General features: G+C 66.5%; 17 protein-coding genes. 13 read left to right on the top strand and 4 right to left on the bottom strand.

Features of this window, described 5'->3' with window-relative positions; translation table 11 throughout:
• Window positions 1–65 precede the first annotated feature (65 nt).
• From ACYVF5_RS09440 to ACYVF5_RS09420, 5 genes are all read left to right on the top strand, one after another.
• Window positions 66–260 (top strand): helix-turn-helix domain-containing protein, encoded by a 195-nt coding sequence (locus tag ACYVF5_RS09440; RefSeq protein ID WP_460945647.1) that lies wholly within the window; start codon window positions 66–68, stop codon window positions 258–260.
• Window positions 261–368: 108 nt separating this feature from the next.
• Window positions 369–467, top strand: a complete 99-nt coding sequence (locus ACYVF5_RS09435) for a 30S ribosomal protein bS22 (RefSeq protein ID WP_003792170.1) — start codon at window positions 369–371, stop codon at window positions 465–467.
• A 272-nt stretch (window positions 468–739) separates the two neighbouring features.
• Window positions 740–2,089, top strand: a complete 1,350-nt coding sequence (locus ACYVF5_RS09430) for a phosphotransferase family protein (RefSeq protein ID WP_460945645.1) — start codon at window positions 740–742, stop codon at window positions 2,087–2,089.
• A gap of 75 nt (window positions 2,090–2,164) precedes the next feature.
• A complete protein-coding gene (locus ACYVF5_RS09425; protein WP_460945643.1) occupies window positions 2,165–2,443 on the top strand; it encodes a glutaredoxin family protein in 279 nt (92 codons plus the stop codon).
• Entirely contained in the window at window positions 2,440–2,742 is a 303-nt protein-coding gene (locus tag ACYVF5_RS09420) for a Dabb family protein (protein ID WP_460945641.1), read from the top strand. The genes ACYVF5_RS09425 and ACYVF5_RS09420 overlap by 4 nt, the downstream gene beginning before the upstream one ends.
• A gap of 178 nt (window positions 2,743–2,920) precedes the next feature.
• Here ACYVF5_RS09420 and aspS read toward each other — a convergent pair whose 3' ends face one another.
• The gene (gene aspS / locus ACYVF5_RS09415) at window positions 2,921–4,261 is read right to left on the bottom strand and encodes an aspartate--tRNA(Asn) ligase (protein ID WP_460945639.1); all 1,341 of its coding nucleotides are present in this window, start codon (window positions 4,259–4,261) and stop codon (window positions 2,921–2,923) included.
• 254 nt (window positions 4,262–4,515) lie between these two features.
• On the opposite strand from aspS, the gene ACYVF5_RS09410 reads away from it, so the two are divergent.
• From ACYVF5_RS09410 to ccsB, 5 genes are all read left to right on the top strand, one after another.
• Entirely contained in the window at window positions 4,516–5,151 is a 636-nt protein-coding gene (locus tag ACYVF5_RS09410) for a histidine phosphatase family protein (RefSeq protein ID WP_460945637.1), read from the top strand.
• On the top strand, window positions 5,148–5,765 hold the full coding sequence (locus tag ACYVF5_RS09405) for a TlpA family protein disulfide reductase (RefSeq protein WP_460945636.1): 618 nt from the start codon (window positions 5,148–5,150) through the stop codon (window positions 5,763–5,765). The genes ACYVF5_RS09410 and ACYVF5_RS09405 overlap by 4 nt, the downstream gene beginning before the upstream one ends.
• Window positions 5,766–5,809: 44 nt before the next feature.
• Window positions 5,810–6,535: a cytochrome c biogenesis CcdA family protein gene (locus ACYVF5_RS09400; RefSeq protein WP_460945819.1), complete on the top strand. Its 726-nt coding sequence runs from the start codon at window positions 5,810–5,812 to the stop codon at window positions 6,533–6,535.
• Complete coding sequence (resB, locus tag ACYVF5_RS09395; RefSeq protein ID WP_460945634.1) at window positions 6,519–8,201, top strand: cytochrome c biogenesis protein ResB; 1,683 nt, start codon at window positions 6,519–6,521, stop codon at window positions 8,199–8,201. Before ACYVF5_RS09400 ends, resB begins: the two co-directional genes overlap by 17 nt.
• Window positions 8,202–8,463: 262 nt before the next feature.
• Window positions 8,464–9,519, top strand: a complete 1,056-nt coding sequence (gene ccsB / locus ACYVF5_RS09390; protein WP_460945818.1) for a c-type cytochrome biogenesis protein CcsB — start codon at window positions 8,464–8,466, stop codon at window positions 9,517–9,519.
• Window positions 9,520–9,551: 32 nt separating this feature from the next.
• On the opposite strand, the gene ACYVF5_RS09385 is transcribed toward ccsB, so the two are convergent.
• Together ACYVF5_RS09385 and ACYVF5_RS09380 are read right to left on the bottom strand one after the other, a co-directional pair.
• Window positions 9,552–10,541: an o-succinylbenzoate synthase gene (locus tag ACYVF5_RS09385; protein ID WP_460945632.1), complete on the bottom strand. Its 990-nt coding sequence runs from the start codon at window positions 10,539–10,541 to the stop codon at window positions 9,552–9,554.
• 93 nt (window positions 10,542–10,634) lie between these two features.
• The gene (locus tag ACYVF5_RS09380) at window positions 10,635–11,735 is read right to left on the bottom strand and encodes an alpha/beta hydrolase (protein WP_460945630.1); all 1,101 of its coding nucleotides are present in this window, start codon (window positions 11,733–11,735) and stop codon (window positions 10,635–10,637) included.
• A gap of 194 nt (window positions 11,736–11,929) precedes the next feature.
• Here ACYVF5_RS09380 and ACYVF5_RS09375 point away from each other — a divergent pair, with 194 nt between their 5' ends.
• Window positions 11,930–12,844 carry a 1,4-dihydroxy-2-naphthoyl-CoA synthase gene (locus ACYVF5_RS09375; RefSeq protein WP_460945628.1) on the top strand — a complete coding sequence of 305 codons (915 nt, stop codon included), beginning with the start codon at window positions 11,930–11,932 and terminating at the stop codon, window positions 12,842–12,844.
• A 23-nt stretch (window positions 12,845–12,867) separates the two neighbouring features.
• Here the strand turns inward: ACYVF5_RS09375 and ACYVF5_RS09370 are convergent, their stop codons facing one another.
• Window positions 12,868–14,148 (bottom strand): hypothetical protein, encoded by a 1,281-nt coding sequence (locus ACYVF5_RS09370; RefSeq protein ID WP_460945626.1) that lies wholly within the window; start codon window positions 14,146–14,148, stop codon window positions 12,868–12,870.
• 332 nt (window positions 14,149–14,480) lie between these two features.
• Here ACYVF5_RS09370 and ACYVF5_RS09365 point away from each other — a divergent pair, with 332 nt between their 5' ends.
• Both ACYVF5_RS09365 and ACYVF5_RS09360 read left to right on the top strand, forming a co-directional pair.
• The gene (locus ACYVF5_RS09365; protein ID WP_460945624.1) at window positions 14,481–15,701 is read left to right on the top strand and encodes an acyl-CoA dehydrogenase family protein; all 1,221 of its coding nucleotides are present in this window, start codon (window positions 14,481–14,483) and stop codon (window positions 15,699–15,701) included.
• Window positions 15,698–17,392, top strand: coding sequence for a thiamine pyrophosphate-binding protein (locus ACYVF5_RS09360; RefSeq protein WP_460945622.1), 1,695 nt, complete (start codon window positions 15,698–15,700; stop codon window positions 17,390–17,392). The genes ACYVF5_RS09365 and ACYVF5_RS09360 overlap by 4 nt, the downstream gene beginning before the upstream one ends.
• Window positions 17,393–17,410: the final 18 nt, after the last annotated feature.

The following is a 17,410-nucleotide window of genomic DNA, read 5'->3' as shown; positions in this document are numbered from 1 at the left end:
CACGGGCGCACGCGGGCGGTAGGGTTCTGCTATTCACCCGAGTCACATCAACCACAGGAGTTTCCATGGCGAGCGATCTTGAGGACGTGCGTTTTCTCACCGTCGCCGAGGTCGCGGAGATGATGCGTGTGTCGAAGATGACCGTGTACCGCATGGTGCACGCGGGTGAGCTGCCCGCCATCAGGTTCGGTCGGTCCTTTCGGGTTCCAGAGTCCGCCGTTGCCGAGGCGGTTCAGCGTCACGTCGCAGATACGGCGTAGCACAGCGCGAGCGACGCGCTTATGCCAGTCTTCCGCTAGACTGTTCCGAGGCATTTTTTCTGCCGGTCGCGGCATTCGCGGCCAACACCCAATCTTTGTGAGGTCTACGTGGGTTCCGTAATCAAGAAGCGTCGCAAGCGCATGGCGAAGAAGAAGCACCGCAAGCTGTTGCGGAAGACTCGTCACCAGCGCCGCAACAAGAAGTAGTCACTGCTGCACCGCCGAAGCGCCGGGCCGCGTCCCGGCGCTTTTTGGTGCGCGCGGATCCGGCGGGCCCGGTGACGGATCCGGCAGACGAGAGCCGGCAGACGAGAGCCGGCAGACGGCCGGTCACCGTCCGGTCGTCGAGGCTGCCCCCTTTCTTCGCCGCTGGTCTTCTCTCTCGCTGTCGTATGCCCGGCAGATCCCGCGCCTGATCGATTCGAGTTTTCTCATCGAGAACTCACCGCGCCGAGGCGATGGGGGAGTTGACTGGAGGAGTGTTCGACGATGCGAGAGACGTGCTCGAGAGAGTTGCCGATGCGGCAGGGCGCGAGCTTGTCGACGCCGTGCTCTCGCATGCGGAGCCCGCGACGGCGGGCTACATGCTCGGTTACGATGTGGTGCTGGCCGGCGGCGAGAAGCATAAGAAGGCCCGTATCTACATCGACACCACCCCGGCCGAAGACCCGGACGACCACACAGGCCCAGGCGAACGCGCAGGCCGGACAGACGACGAGCGCACAACGCCGGCAGACCCGCAGGTGCAGGCCGAACCGCAGACGGACGAGGGCCTGAACACGGTCATCTCCCTGCGGCATCCCGAGACCGGCGAACGGATAACCGCCTGGGTCCACCCCTATGATCCAGCTCTTCCGGCGCTTGCAACGGCGGCTTTTCCCGATGCTGCGAGGCGCTCGGTCGCCTCGTTCGGCATCGAGATGACCGGTGGCCTCGACATGCTCGCCTACCGCCCCGGCAAACGGGCAGTGCTGCGGTTCGGAACCGCAGAAGGCCCTCTCTATCTGAAAGTGGTGCGGCCTCGGCGGGCAGAGGCACTGCACTCTGCCCATCGCCGGTTCCACGAGGCCGGCCTGCCGGTGCCGCAAAGCCGCGGCTGGTCGCCGGCGGGGCTCGTTGTGCTCGACGCGCTTCGCGGGGTGCCCGCGAGCGACCGCATCGTCGACGTGGCTGCATACACGGGGTTCGTCGACGCGCTGAAAGACCTCACACTCGCCATCGGTGCTGCGCCGTCAGGCGAGCGCGCCCGCACCTCGCTCCTCACCCGCGTGGACTGGTACCGCGAGCGGCTCGCCGAGGTGATGCCCCAGCACGCGAGGCGCGTTGCCACGGTGGCCGAGGCATCCACCGTGCGTTTCGAGCTGGCCGAACAGGCGCCGGACGTCACCATCCACGGCGACCTGCACCTGGGGCAGGTGTTCGTGGATCGAGGGATTCCGATCTCGGTGACCGGTGTGCTCGACATCGACACCGCCGGGCGCGGTGACCGGGCCGACGACCTGGGGTGCCTGCATGCCCACCTGATGGTGAGCGCGATAGCGAACGAGACGGCCGGCGAGGATGAGAGAGCGATGGCATACAGATGCGTGGCCTCCGACGTGCGGTCGCGCTGGCGGGAGTTCGCTCCGGGCGACAGCGGGATCGTCGACCGGTCGGATGCCGTGGCGAGCGTTCACCTGCTCGCCCACGCCTTCGGCTATGCCGTCAGAGAGCACAACGCAGACGGCCGTCGACTGGCCGAGCGGTTCATCGGCGAAGCCGAGACGATCATGGCGGACGAGACGGGCCACGGACGGCGGACGGGGCCAGCGTGCCGTCGCGCCGGGTGACGTGACCCGCGAGAGCGGCAGCCGACATCCACACCATCGCGATCCGCCCTGCTGACGCGGAGCTACGCTGGGGGAGTGGCCCACGCAGACATCACCCTCATCGGCAAGCCGGACTGTCACCTCTGTGACGATGCCCGCGTCATGGTGCAGGCGGTCGTCGCCGAACTCTCGGCCGATCCCGACGCCCCGCAGACGAGCGTCACGGAGTTGTCGATCCTCGACGACAGGGCGCTGTATGCGAAGTATTGGGAAGAGATTCCGGTTGTGCTCGTCAACGGACGTATGCACACGTACTGGCGAGTCGATCCCACACGGCTGGCCACAGCCATCCGCGACGCACAAGGAGCCCCATGACCATTCGGCACATCGTCATCTGGAAGCTGGCGGCCGCCGACGCCGCCACCAAAGCTGAGCACACGGCAGAGATCGAGCGTCGATTCAACGAGCTGGTTCCTGAGATCACCGAGATCCAGTCACTCAGGATCTCGGGGAACGTCGCGTACCACAACGTGAACGCGGATGTTGTGCTGATCGCCGACTACGAGAACGTCGATGCGCTCGAGCGGTACCAGGCGCATCCGCGTCACCACGAGGTCGCGGCGTTCGTCAGGTCTGTTGTGTCCGAACGCTCGTCGATCGACATCACGCTCTAGAGTCGCGGACCGCGGCGCTCGGTTCGGGCTCCGGCTGCGGCCACTCGCACTGCGGTCCATGGTTCAGTGCTCCGGCCTCGTGGTTCAGCGCGGGGCCCATGGTTCAGCGCGCGGGGCGTTCAGCAGCGCGACGCGGAGATTGGCGGCGCGAGCCCATGGCCCATCAGCGGTCGGATGCCTACGGCAGCAGGCGCGTCGGCCCGCGGAACAGGTAGGTCACCTCGCGGATCGACGACTCGTGCAGCATCAGCATCAGCACACGTGCGAGGCCCATGCCGAACCCGCCGTGCGGCGGCACGCCATAGCGGAAGAAGTCGAGGTAGAAGCCGAGTTCCTCTGGATCGATGCCCTTCTCTTTCGCCTGCTCGATCAGCACGTCGATGCGGTGCTCGCGCTGTGCTCCCGTCGAGATCTCGACGCCGTTGTAGATCAGGTCGTAGCTGTTCGTGAGCGCCGGGTCGCCGTCGTGGCGCATATGATAGAACGGCCGGATGCTCGAGGCATAGTCGGTGATGAACACGAAGTCGTGCCCGTACGTCTCTGCGACGTATGCGGCGATCTGTCGCTCGCCCTCTGGATCCATGTCGTCATCTGCGCGGGGGATCTCGTAGCCGCGGTCCTTGACGATCTGCTTCGCCTCGGCAAGAGGGATGCGGGGGAACGGCGTTGTGGGCACCTCGATGTCGACGTCGAAGTGTTCCTTGATCGCGTCGCCGTGCTTCGCCTTCACCGCGGTGAAGCCCGCGACCAGCAGCTCTTCGTGCAGTCTCATCACGTCTTCGTGCGAGTCGATCCAGCTGATCTCGCTGTCGATCGAGGTGAACTCGGTGGCGTGACGGCTGGTGAACGACGGGTCGGCGCGGAACGCGGGCCCGACCTCGAACACCTTGCCGAGGCCTGCGGACTGCGCCATCTGCTTGAAGAACTGCGGGCTCTGCGCCAGGTAGGCCTTCGTGTCGAAGTACTCGACCTCGAAGAGCTCTGCGCGGGACTCGCTCGCACTGGCCATGAGCTTGGGTGTGTGGATCTCGATGAAGTCGTTGTCGACCCAGTACTCGCGCAGCGCGTGCTCGAAAGTCGTCTGGATCCTGAAGATGAGGGCCTGCCTCGGGTTGCGCAGGTCGAGGAACCGCCAGTCGAGGCGCTTGTCCAGGCTGGAATCAGCGGCGATGGGCGTCTCTGGGAGGGCCTCACTGACCACGTCGAGGGTGTGGACCTTGACCTCGATGCCACCGAGTTTCACGCGCTCGTCGTGCTTGAGCTCACCGCTCACCGTGATGAAGGAGCCGTGCGAGAGAGCCGAGACGGCCTCGGTGATCTCGAGCTTCGCCTGCGAGGCCTCGTCATCGGGGTTGAGCTCGCGCACGGCCGGGTTCACGAGCTGAACCGCTCCCGATTCGTCGCGCAGCACGATGAACTGCACCTTTTTCTGGTCGCGGACCGTGTCCACCCATCCGGAGACGGAGACGGGCCCGTCGGGCAGGGCGGCCAGGTTCTTGATCAATTCGCGTGCACTCACGGGAGTCAAGCTTACGCGAGCGTCGCCGGCTGCCTCCCCGCGCCGCCTGCCGCCCGCCCGCCCCGCCCCTCACGCGCTACTCCATTTGTGATGCGCGCCCCTATTTCGGATAGCGCGTCACAAATGGAGTAGCGCGTGATGATCGTCGGCGACGAGTGAGGTCGAGCGACGAGTGAGGTCGAGTGGCGTCCGCCGGATCGCGCGACGTGCTCGTCCCGGCAAACTCATAGCGAGCGCGAACGTAGACTGGTCTGGTGGTAGCCAGTCAGATCCACCTCGTGAGGCACGGCGAGGTGCATAACCCGTCGCGTGTGCTCTACGGACGGTTGCCGGGCTACCGTCTCTCTGAGCTCGGCGGACAGATGGCGGTCGCGGCAGCTGTTGATCTCGCGGAGCGCGGGCGCCAGATCACGCGCCTGGTCTCGTCGCCGCTGCAACGCGCACGCGAGTCCGCGGCGCCCATCGCCGAGCGTTTCGGCCTCGAGATCGAGACCGACGAACGGCTGGTCGAACCGCACAACTTCTTCGAAGGAAAGAGAATGCGCCGCGCACTGCGCAATCCCCTCAACTGGCGTGCGCTTCGAGATCCGTCCAAGCCGAGCTGGGGCGAAGCGTATTCGTCGATCGTCGGGCGGATGCTCGCCGTCATCGAGGGCACATGGTCGACGACGGATGGAGGGGACGTTGTGCTGGTGAGCCACCAGCTCCCGATCTGGATGGTGCACTCGTCGCTCGCCGGCATCCGTTTGGCCCATGACCCGCGCAACCGTCGCTGTGCGCTCTCGAGCGTCACCACTCTCGAGCACTCAGACGAGCGTTTCGTCGAGGTCGGATACACGGATCCCGCCGCACCGCTCGCCGCGCGGGCAACGGATGTGGGTGCCGTATGAGTGGCCGGTCGAACAAGGCACGCCGCTGGCGCCTGGCGGTGGCCTCCGCTGCCGCCGCCGCCATGCTGCTCGCCGGCTGCACGGCCAACGACCCGCTGGCCGAGCAGTACAGAGCGGGGAGCGACAAGGGCTACATCGCCGGCGACGGGTCCGTCACCGAGATTCCCGTCGACGAGCGCGAAGAGTCCGTCACCTTCTCTGGCGTCGTCGAGACGGGCGAGCCGTTCGACTCGGCCGACCATGCCGGGCAGGTGCTGGTCGTCAACTTCTGGTACGCCGGATGCGCCCCGTGCCGCGCAGAAGCCCCCCAGCTGCAGAAACTGTGGACCGAGTACTCCGAGCAGTCCGTTCAGTTCGTCGGTGTGAACGTCTATGACCAGCCCGACACCGCCCTGTCGTTCACCGAGACCTACGACATCAGCTACCCGTCGATCATGGACGCGAACGACGGCGCCGTGAAGCTCGCCTTCACCGGCTCCGTGCCGCCGAGGGCCGTTCCGACCACACTCGTTCTCGATGCGGAGGGTCGCGTCGCCGCGCGCATCCTCGGCCAGCTGCCAGACGAATCCATTCTCTCGACCCTCATCCGCGACACTCTCGCAGAATCCGACTAGGCGCTCCCCATGAAGCGGACCCTGTGAACCCCGGCGCCATCGTGATGGACGGCCAGCTGCTGCTCGCCGTGCCCATCGCCCTGCTCGCCGGCCTCGTGTCGTTCGCGTCGCCGTGTGTGCTTCCGCTTGTGCCCGGTTACCTCGGTTATGTCAGCGGCATGTCGAACGGCGCGAGACGGTCGCGATCTGCCGGCCGGTCGAGGGTGGTTCTCGGTGCGCTTCTGTTCGTGCTCGGGTTCTCGCTGGTGTTCGTGATCATCTCGACGTTCGCCGGCACGATCGGCGCGTTCGTGATCCAGTGGCAGGATGCCATCACCCGCGTTCTCGGAGCGGTGGTGATGATCATGGGGCTGGCCTTCATCGGGCAGGTCACGTTTCTGCAGCGCACCGTGAAATCGTCGTTCCGCCCGGCAACGGGGCTCGTCGGCGCACCGCTTCTCGGCGTCGTGTTCGCGATCGGCTGGACGCCGTGCCTCGGGCCCACGCTCATCGCGATCAGTGCCCTCAGCCTCGACTCCGGCTCGGCGGGTCGAGGCGCCCTTCTCGGTCTGAGCTACTGCCTCGGCCTCGGCATCCCGTTCCTGCTCGTCGCGCTCGGCCTCAACTGGGCGACCGGTTCTGTGACATTCCTCAGGCGGCATATCCGTGCCATCAACATCGGCGGGGGTGTTCTCCTGCTCGTGCTCGGCGTGCTTATGGTCACCGGGGTCTGGGGAGTCGTTATGTCTCACCTCGGGGTGGTGATCAGCGGTTTTGTCACGCCCCTCTGATTATCAGGATTCCTCGTCAGCAGGGCCACAGGCATCCGAGAGCGGTGAATCGGGTTTCGGCGGCACGAAGATCACCCAGCCTCAGCTCGGGTTCGTCGGATGGCTTCGCTGGTTCTGGCGCCAGCTGACCAGCATGCGAACCGCGCTTGTGCTGCTGTTGCTGCTCGCGATCGCCGCTGTGCCGGGTTCCCTTGTTCCTCAGCGCAGCTCCGACCCGAACGGCGTCGTCCAGTATTTCAGGGACAACCCCGATCTGGCGCCGATTCTCGACAACCTGCAGCTGTTCGACGTCTACACCTCGGCGTGGTTCTCGAGCATCTATCTGCTGCTGTTCCTGTCGCTCATCGGGTGTGTGATCCCCCGCACCAAGCACCACTTCGACGCCATGCGCTCGAGACCGCCTCGCACCCCTGTGCGGCTGTCCAAGCTTCCCGCCTACACAACGGAGAGCTACGCGGGCGGGTCGGCCGGAGAAGCCATCGATGCGGCACGCGGCATGCTCAAGAAGCAGGGCTACCGCGTGGAGCTCTATCAGGCGAAGAACGGCGATCTGTCGGTCTCAGCGGAACGCGGTTATCTGAGAGAGACGGGCAACCTCGTTTTTCACGTCGCGCTCCTCGGTGTGCTCGTCACCGTCGGCATCGGCGGGGGCTTCGGATTCTCGGGGCAGCGTGTGGTGGTCGAGGGGCAGACCTTCGTCAACACCGTTTCCGACTACAACTCGTTCAACCCCGGCCGGTTCTTCGACCCCGACGATCTCGCACCGTATGCACTCTCGCTCGACGGCTTCGACGCGACCTACGAGCAGGGCAATCTCGATGCCTATGGGCAGCCCATCGACTTCAGCGCGTTCGTCACGACGCGGACGCCAGACGGTGAGACGAGCGAGCGAGTGGTCAAGGTCAACGACCCGCTGCGGTTCGCCGGCACGGACGTCTACCTGCTCGGCAACGGATACGCTCCGACGATCACCGTCACAGACCCGGACGGCCATGTGGTGTTCACCGACTCCGTTCCCTTTCTGCCGCAGGACGCCAACCTCACATCCCTCGGAGTGATCAAGGTTCCGGACGGGTTGAGCGAGCAGATCGGTATGCTCGGGTTCTTTTATCCGACGGCTGTGCAGCTCGACACGGGCGCATACACGTCGACCTATCCGGACCTCGTGCTCCCCGTGCTCACGCTCAACGTGTACTCGGGTGATCTCGGCATCGACGAGGGTGTTCCGAAGTCCGTCTACTCGCTCAACACAGACGACATGACGCAGCTCACGGGTGGTGAGACGGGGATGGACTCCATCGAGCTCTCCCCCGGGCAGAGCCAGGAGCTCCCGAACGGGCTCGGCACGGTCACGTTCACAAACGAAGACGGTGACGCCGCCGACGGGGACTTCTCGAACTCCGTGCACAGGTTCGCCTCGTTCGACGTGCACTCGGATCCGTCTGCCGGGTGGGTGCTGGTCTTCGCGATCCTGATCCTGGCCGGGTTGCTCACCTCGCTGTTCGTTCCGAGGCGACGGGTGTGGGTGAAAGCGGTCGACGGGCCAGACGGCACTGTTCGGGTCGAGTATGCCGGTCTCGCGCGCGGCGAGGACCCGACGCTCAGAGAGGCCGTCGGGTCGATCGCCTACCGGCACGGCACGGCTCTCGGGGTCGAGCGCCCCTGAGCTCCGCCGGGGGTCGAGCCCGCGGTGCCCTGAGCAGGCCCGCCAGGGCCGTGTCGAAGGGTCGAGACCCTGAGCATCGAACCGACTGACGATGGCGGAGGGTTTCGACGCGGTCGCTCGTTCCTCGCGGCCTGCTCAACCACCGAGGACCCGGTTCGGCGAGCGCACGAGTTCTACGCTGCGTAGTGCGATCCCGTGGGGGCGGGGTACTCTGTAGGGCGTGGACTACAACGCGTACTCGGTGCTTCTTCTCTGGTCGGCGATGGCGATCTACGCTCTCGCGTTCATCGCGTTCGCGCTCGACCTCGGCAGGCGCTCCGCAGAGGTGCGTTCGGCAGCCGAGGCGGCGGATGCATCCGCCGCGGAAAGCGCAGAAAGCGCGGAAAGCGCAGACGTCGCCGGCGTTTCAGCCGTGACAGCGGCAACCGCGTCGGCGGGAACGGCCTCGGGCGACGCGGCCTCCACGGGTGCCATCCCCGCCGCGTCCACCGGCACGGCCACACTCACCCGTCCCGCACGGAGGGGTGCGCGGGACGACGGCGCAGAGGTCGAGCCGAAACGCTCGCCGTCGCTGCGTGTCGCCGTCGCCCTGACGGTCATCGCGTTTCTGCTGCACCTCGGTGCGACGGTTCTGCGCGGAGTCGCCGCCGAGCGCGTGCCGTGGTCGAACATGTACGAGTTCGCGATGACCGGCACCCTGCTCATCGTCGCGGTCTACCTCGGTGTGCTGCTCAGGGTCGACCTGCGCTTTATCGGCACGTTTGTGATCGGGCTCGTTGTTGTGCTCCTCGGTCTGTCCACCGTCAACTTCTATGTGGCCGTTGTGCCGCTCCCTCCGGCGCTGCAGTCAGCGTGGCTGGTCATCCACGTGTTTGTGGCGAGCCTCGGCACCGCGTTTCTCGCACTCGGTTTCGCCCTCTCCGTGCTGCAGCTGGTTCAGCACCGGCGGGAGGTCATGGGCCTCGACCTCAAACGGCTGAAGCTCAAGTTCATGGCCACGCTGCCGTCGTCCGAACGTCTCGAGAACCTCGCATATCGAGTGAACATCGTGGGATTCATCTTCTGGACCTTCACCCTGATCGCCGGCGCGATCTGGGCTGAACGCGCGTGGGGCCGTTACTGGGGCTGGGACACCAAAGAGGTCTGGACCTTCATCATCTGGGTCGTCTTCGCCGGCTACATCCACGCGAGGGCCACGCGCGGCTGGCGTGGATCCCGGTCGGCCTGGCTCTCGATCATCGGCTTCTCTGCGGTGCTGTTCAACTTCGGCGTCGTGAACGTGTTCTTCAAAGGGCTGCACACATACAGCGGACTGTGAGCGCAGCTCGCTGACGGGGGTGAGCGCTGGCCTCAGCCTGCAATCAGGGCGTGACAGCGTCGCAGGCGTTCGTGCCACCACTCACGCCGGTCTGCGGATGCCCTATGGCGCGCGAGAAGGTCCGCTGACGGGGTGACCCGGCGCACGGCGATCGCTCCGTTCACCGGACGTAGCGGGGCATCCGTCACGTCGCTTTCGAAGAGCGACGCCGTCGCGAGCCCGCAGTCGTAGTCGAGGTCGGGCAGGCTCGCCGCGAGGTGCGCACCCATCGAGATGCCGACAGTGGTGTCGAGTGCGCTCGACACCACCACCGGGAGCCCGGCCTCTGCCGTGATGCGGTGTGCAGCCCGGATGCCGCCGAGCGGCTGCGCCTTGATCACGAGCAGGTCCGCGGCGCCCGCGCGTGCGACGGCGAGCGGGTCTTCAGCCTTGCGCACGCTCTCGTCCGCCGCGATCGGGATGCCCAGGTAGCGGGTGCGACGGCGGATCTCGGTGAGCTCATCCACGCTCGGGCATGGCTGCTCGACGTACTCGAGATCGAACTCGGCGAGGGCGTGAATCGCGTGCTCGGCCTCGTCGACGTTCCAGCCTCCGTTCGCGTCGACCCGCACCCGGCCTTCTGCGCCGAGCAGCTCGCGCACACGTCGCACCCTGGCGACATCGTCGGAGAGCGTCTGCCCGCGCTCCGCGACCTTGACCTTGGCCGTGCGGCATCCGTTGTACCTGGCGAGCACCTCGGCGACGCGATCGGCAGAAACGGCCGGCACCGTCGCATTAACCCGGACGCTCGTGCGCAGTGGGACGGGAACGTCGCCCCAGCCGAACTCGAGGGTCGCGCGCAGCCAGTTCGCGCTCTCGTCGTCTGAGTACTCGACGAACGGCGAGAACTCAGACCAGCCGTTCGGTCCTTCGACGAGGAGCGCCTCGCGGCGCTCGACCCCTCTGAACCGCGTGTTCAGAGGGAGCGAGACGACGTGGGCAGAGTCGATGAGCTCGGCGGCCGAGGGGAGGTGTGTCGGCATATCACCCGTTCCGTGTCTGTCTCGTGTGGTGTCGCTCACTGGGGTGTCGCTGATGGTGGTGTCGCTGAACGCCGTGTCGGCCGGTGCGCGCCCTCAGCCCTGGGCTGCAGATCCGTCGGGATCGACGGCATCCGTGATGCCGTCGAGAAAGCCGATTGTCTTCTTCAGCGCCGTCTGGGCGTCGGGTGAGTCGAGATGGAACTGGTATTCGTGGGGGAGCGCCGGCCTGTGCTGTTCCTCCCAGAACAGCTCGGTCACGTCGACGCCCTGTGCCTTGAGGGCGTTCGCCATCGGGATCGACTGCAGCCAGGTGAGACCGTCTCCGTTGCCGCCGCTGATGTAGGTGGTGGGAAAGTCCTCGTTGACGAAATTGATCGTCGACATCGTGCTGCCGGCATAGGTCTCAGCCCAGTCCTTGGTGCCGGTGTATGCCCACAGCGAGATCTTGAAACCCCAGTTGACGATTCCCGTGAGCTCGGCCATCGCACTCATGTCGTAGACACCGCAGTTGAGCACGATGCCGGCCAGCTGGTCTGCGTCGAGTGACGAGGTCATACCGAGAAGGTGCTCGTAGTCCGAATTCGTGGCGAGCACCGCGAGCTGGCTGGCGAGCTGCGAGCCGGCCGAATCGCCCGCGAGAACGATCTGCGAGGTGTCGACCCGGAGGTCGGCCGCGTTGTCGTTGATATAGGCCATCGCGTCGTTGAGCTGCACGACCGCCGTCGGGTAGGTGGCCTCTGGGCCGAGTGTGTAGTTGAGGCCGATGGTCGTGTAGCCGTGCGATGCGAGGACGCGCAGGTACGGGTCGACGTTCGACGAGTCACCGGAGATCCAGGCGCCGCCGTGCACCCATACCACCGTCGGCAGAGGTCCTGTCGCCGATTTCGGACTGAACACGTCCAAGGTCATATCGGCGTCCAGGGTCTCATCGGCGCTGTCCGTGCCGTACGCGACGCCGAGCCGCTCGTCGAGCGGGGTGTCTGGAACGTATTTCGCCGTTTCTTCGGCGGTTGCGCGGCCGCCGGCCTCGAACACACTGCGGATGAGCATGGCCGAGGGCCACGGGGTGCCCGAGCCGACGATGCCGATGGCCAGGCAGACGACGGCAACGGCGCCGACCGCCTTCGCCCAGCGTCGCCCGCGCCTCGTCAGTCTTATGCCCGTGCCGAACTCCGGTTGCTGCGAACGCGCCATCGATCCCCCTCAGTCCGTTCATCAGTGTGGCAGAAAGCGGGAGGCCAGATGGGTAGCGGCAGCGGGATTTCGGGTCGAGAGCCCGAGACGAACGCCTCGAACTCCCGCTGCCGCCCGGGTTTCCTTCTCTTCGGGCGCCGGAGCGGGCCGTGCGCGGCGGGCATCCTGACTCGGATGCTCGTTAGGCTCGACGCATGAGCGTGTCTGAGATCTTCGACGAGACCCGGTGGACAGACGTACCCGGATTCGAGCAGCTGAGCGACATCACCTATCACCACGATGTCTCGGGACGCATCGCGCGAGTCGCCTTCAACCGGCCCGAGGTGCGCAACGCCTTCAGGCCCCACACCGTCGACGAGCTCTACGCGACGCTCGAGGACGCACGGACGAACCCGCGGATCGGTGTGGTGCTGCTCACCGGAAACGGACCGAGCCCCAAAGACGGCGGCTGGGCGTTCTGCTCCGGGGGCGACCAGCGCATCCGCGGGCGGGACGGCTACAAGTATTCGGACTCAGAGACCGCTGTCGTCGAGGGATCGCACGGTGCCGCAGCTGCCGGGCGACTGCACATCCTCGAGGTGCAGCGGCTGATCCGTATGATGCCGAAGGTCGTCATCGCCGTCGTCCCGGGATGGGCGGCCGGCGGCGGACACTCGCTGCACGTCGTCTGCGACCTCACGATCGCCTCGGCCGAACACGGCAGGTTCAAGCAGACGGATGCCGACGTCGGGTCATTCGACGCCGGTTACGGCAGTGCCTACTTCGCCAGGCAGATCGGCCAGAAGCTCGCCCGTGAGGTGTTCTTTCTCGCACAGGAGTATTCGGCTCAGCGGGCGTACGAGATGGGTGCGGTCAACGCCGTTGTTCCGCACGCCCAGCTCGAAGAGACGGCTCTCGACTGGGCGCAGACGATCCTCGGCAAGTCGCCGACCGCCATCCGCATGCTCAAGTTCGCCTTCAACGCCGTCGACGACGGACTCGTCGGACAACAGGTGTTCGCGGGAGAGGCGACGCGCCTCGCCTATGGCACGGACGAGGCCGTCGAAGGCCGCGACGCCTTTCTCGAGAAGCGCGAGCCCGATTGGGGACCGTACCCCTGGCAGTTCTGAACAGGTGCTGATGCTCTCGGCCGTCACGGCGCGGCCGTCAGCGCCTCGCGCCGATGATCGGCTTTGTACGGCGCAGGCGCGACCGTGGCGTTGATGATCTTCTGCCGATGCCCTGGCGCCCCCCAGATCACCTCGACCCGTGTGCCGGGCTCGGCGAGTGCGGGGTCGACGAACGCGAGGGCGAGCACCTTTCTGAAGTACGCGCTGTACCCCGGGGCCGTCGCGACGCCTCGCGTCTCGCCCGCGACCTGCACGGCATCCGCCCAGATGATCCAGCGCTGCGGGTGCGGGATGTCGAGATAGTCGTATGGCTCATCCTCGAACAGTGAGGCGTAGATGTCTATAACGTCCGCCGGGTCGTACTCGAGCGTCACCCGCACGTGCTTCGGGCCCTCAGCGGCTTCGCGTTCGAGGGCCTCTTTGCCCGTGAAGTCGTGATCGAAGCTGACCATGCGCCCCCAGCCCAGTTCGTAGGGGCTGTAGCAGTAGTCCGAGATGTCGTCGCTGACGAAGCTTCCGCGGATCGTGGGGATGAGCCCCTTCATGTCGAAGCGCGCGGCGCGGAACTGCGCGAAACCCTCGGCGAGCGGGGTGAAGTTGTCTGGCATGTAGTGCCAGGTGATCGTGGGAAAGGAGGCCTCGAGGTGGTTGATCATCGCCGTGCGTCGGCCGAGACGGCGGATGCCGTGTTCCTGCCCGGCCTCGAAGATCGCCTGCTCGACGACCTGGGCGTCGGCCGCGTCGCCGTGGAACTCGAACCCGGGCTCGCCCGACATCCCCTGCCGAAGTGCGTAACAGCTCCTGCCGGCGATCGTCACCTCGACGAAGTGCATAAAGGGCACGTCACTCAGCGAGACGCCCGTCACCTTCTCGCACACCGCCACAGCGGTCGGCCCGCCCACCTGGAACTGGAAGGTCTGCACCTCGCGCCAGGCGGCGTCGTACCCGCCCTTCTCGAGGAGGAACGCCGACCAGATCGCCGGACCCGCCTGGGTGCGGAAGCGATCCTCACCGAGGCGCAGCAGCACACCCTCGGCGCAGACCTTGCCGCGCTCGCTGCACTGGATCAGATGCTTCGCCCGCCCGATCGGGAAGTCCTCGACGCTGTTGACGCCGGTCTCTCGAAAGAAGCGCAGCGCGTCTGGACCGGTCACCTCGACATCCCAGAGAAAGGACCAGTCGCCGACGTAGCAGGTCTGCTTCCAGGAGAGCTGCTCGTCCTGCCAGTCGCTGAACTCCGACTGTCGCCAGCCGGGGTGCACGTGCGGGGTGTTGCTGCGGAAGAAGTCGGTCAGTGAGTTCATCGTTGAACTTTCGCGTCGGGGTCGCATGGCATGTCGCGACTGTCGGGATCACCCGGACCATCCCTCGGTGCGGGCGATGTGACCATCATGCCGGTGCCTGCCCCGGCGGTCACTGGCGAGAGCCGACAAGCAGGACGTCTGGGTTGGGCGAACGGCACAAATGCCCACAACGCCCCGTCCCGGGATCCATGAACATTGGTCATCGCGCACAACAGCCCGTCGCTCGTTGGGGCTCCGACCCAATGACCGCACGGCGATCCGATCCCGACAATGGTCTCAGACGATCCGTCCGCTAGGTGGCACGCGTTTCCTCGCCGTGCCGGAGGAGTGCCATGACCATCATCGACGATATGACCACCGAGACCACCCGTGACGGAAGCGCCTCAGAGGTGCTCGACGCCATCGAGCGGCTCAGCACAGACATCCGTGCCCGTGCCGCCGAGTTCGAAGACGTGCGGCGCATCCCGGAAGACCTGATCACCGAGCTCAAGCGGCACCGGGTCTTCGACATCCTGACGCCACGCGAATACAACGGCCTTCAGATGGGTGTGCGCGAGAGCGTCCGGGTGATCGAGGCGATCGCGACCCTCGACGGCTCACTGGGATGGGCCACGATGATCGGCGTTGAATCGCCTCAGATCCTGGCGCTGCTTCCCGTCGCCGCGTACGACCGCCTCTTCCGAGCCGCCGATCGTCCGCTCTTCGGCGGGACCTTCCTTCCGTCGGGAACAGCGCGGCGGGTCGACGGCGGTTACCGCGTCTCGGGACGCTGGGGCTTCGCCTCCGGATGTCAGAACTGGGACCTGCTGTTCGGCAACTGCGTCGTCTTGGACGAAGCGGGTGAGCGGGTTCCCGGGCGGATGCCCGGCACACCGCTGACCCGTGCCATGGTGATGCCGTCCGGGGCGGTGACGATCGAGGACACCTGGCGCACGCTCGGTCTGCGCGGGAGCGGGAGCCATCACTTCCACTGCGAGGACGTCTTCGTCGCCGAGGACATGTCGTTCGACATCCTGCACGACCGACCCAACGTCGCGGGTGTCGGCCGGCTGCCGATCGCGGAGTTCAACACCCATATCGTCGCGGTCATCCTGGGCATCGCCCAGGGTGCCATGAACGACTTCGCCGACGTCGCCGCCGAGAAGAAGCGGATGGGCCAGGTCGTCTCGGCGTCGCGGAACCCCGTCGTCCAGTTCCGCATCGGCCACGCCCAGGCGCAGCTCCGCGCGGCGCGTGCGTACCTGTATTCGGTGGCGGGTGAGCTCGAGACGGTCACCGGTGATGAGCATCCGGATCTCGTCGCGGACCTCACGGGACCGATGAACGCGTGGGTGACCGAGGCGTGCGTCGAGATCGTTGATCTCGTCTGGTCGCTCAGCGGTGCGGCATCCGCCTTCGACGGCTCGGTCTTCCAGCGTCGCCTGCGCGATATCAGTGTCGCCAGGCAGCATGCGGCGGTGACGGACGCCGCCTTCACCAAAGCGGGGGCGAAGCTCTTCGGCGAAGTCGTCGAGTCGGTCCAGCAGACCCAGGCCGCTGGGAGCGCCCGGTGACCGAGCGGATCGAGCTCACCGGAGCCGAGGTACTCGTGCGTACGATCGCCGGCGCCGGCATCTCGCGCTTCTTCGGCATCGTCGGGGGAAATCTCACCGGCATCTTCCGCGCGATCCACGAACGAGACGACCTGGCCTACATCGGCACACGCCACGAAGCCGCGGCCGCGTTTATGGCGGCGGGTCACTACAACGCGAGCGGCGAGGTCGCCGTCGCGCTCGGTGAGATGGGTCCTGGAACCCTCAACCTCGTATCGGGGCTGGGAGTCGCCCACAACAATCACCTTCCGGTTCTCGTCATCACCTCGACCTGGCCGGACTCGAAGGTCGATCCGCTCGTCGGCACGATGATGGAGGTGGACGGGCTCTCCGCGACAGCGGCGGTCACCAAGTGGAACGCGCGCGCTCACGACCCGCGCCGTCTGCCCAGCCTGGTCAGATGGGCGCTGCGCGAAGCCCTCACGGGAAGCCCAGGCCCTGTGCACCTCGAGATCCCGGGCGACGTGCTGAGGGCCACGGCGGAGTTCGAGGTCGCCGAGCTGAACGCGCCCCGGCACACCTACCTGCCGTCCGGGCGTCAGCATGCCGATCCTCGGCTCGTGCGCCAGGTCGCCGACGCGGCGGCGACGGCGGAGAGGGTTCTTCTTCTCGCGGGCGGCGGTGTGGTCAACTCCGAGGCGACCGAAGAGTTCCGAAGGCTCACCACCGCCGTCGGCGCGGTAGCGACCGCCACGCAGATGTCGATCGGCGTCGTCTCCACGGCCGGTTCTGAGTTCATCGGTCACGCGGGGGCGCTTGGCGGCGAGCCGGTGCTTCGCGCGATGCGCGAGGCGGATCTCGTCATCGCCGCCGGGTGCAAGTTCGGCTCGTGGACGCGTGGTCACGGTGTTTCGCTGGTGCCGGGGTGGCCGGCCCAGCAGCTCGTCCACATCGACCTGGACCCCGTCGCGATCGGGCGGTCCCAGCCGGCCGGCATCGGCCTCGTCGGCGACGCGAAGGCGGTGCTCTCACAGATCCTCGAAGCGCTCCCGCCCGGGGCGGATCGACGGGACGATCGGTGGGTGCGTTCCCTCGTGGCGCTCCAGCGGGAGCGGGAGCGCGAGCTCGCCACGCTGGCGGACTCGCCCGGCCTCCATCCCGCCGCGATCGGCCGGGCGATCGGGGCAGCTCTGCCGGCGGACAGCCTCGTCGTCTATGACGGGGGCCACACGTCGTTCTGGTCGAACGACCTGACGCCGGCGACGGAGCCGCGGACGCGATTCAACGACTCGGGGATGGCACAACTCGGATTCGGCGGACCGTTCGCCCACGCCATCAAGGCCTGGAGTCCCGGGCGCACGGTCGTGAACATCACCGGCGACGGCTCGTTCGGCTTTATGGTGCAAGAGCTCGACACCGCACGCCGGTACGGTCTCCCCGTGATCAACGTGATCCACAACAACGCACTGTGGGGTGTCATCGGTCGTACTCAGCGCGCGGCCGGCTTCGAGCTCGGACTCGACCTGAGCGGCACCGACTACGCAGCGATCGCACGGGGATTCGGGTGTCACGGCGAGACCGTCACCGACCGCGACGAGATCGGCCCCGCCTTCCGGCGTGCGCTCGCCTCGGGCCTGCCCGCTGTCATCGATGTCCGGACAATATGGGCAGAACACCCCACAATCGCCGCGTTCGGCGCTACCCTCGCCTAAAAGGCCTTAAGGAGAGAG

The organism is Okibacterium endophyticum (genome assembly GCF_054780075.1).
This window is presented reverse-complemented; position numbering and strand designations above follow the sequence as displayed.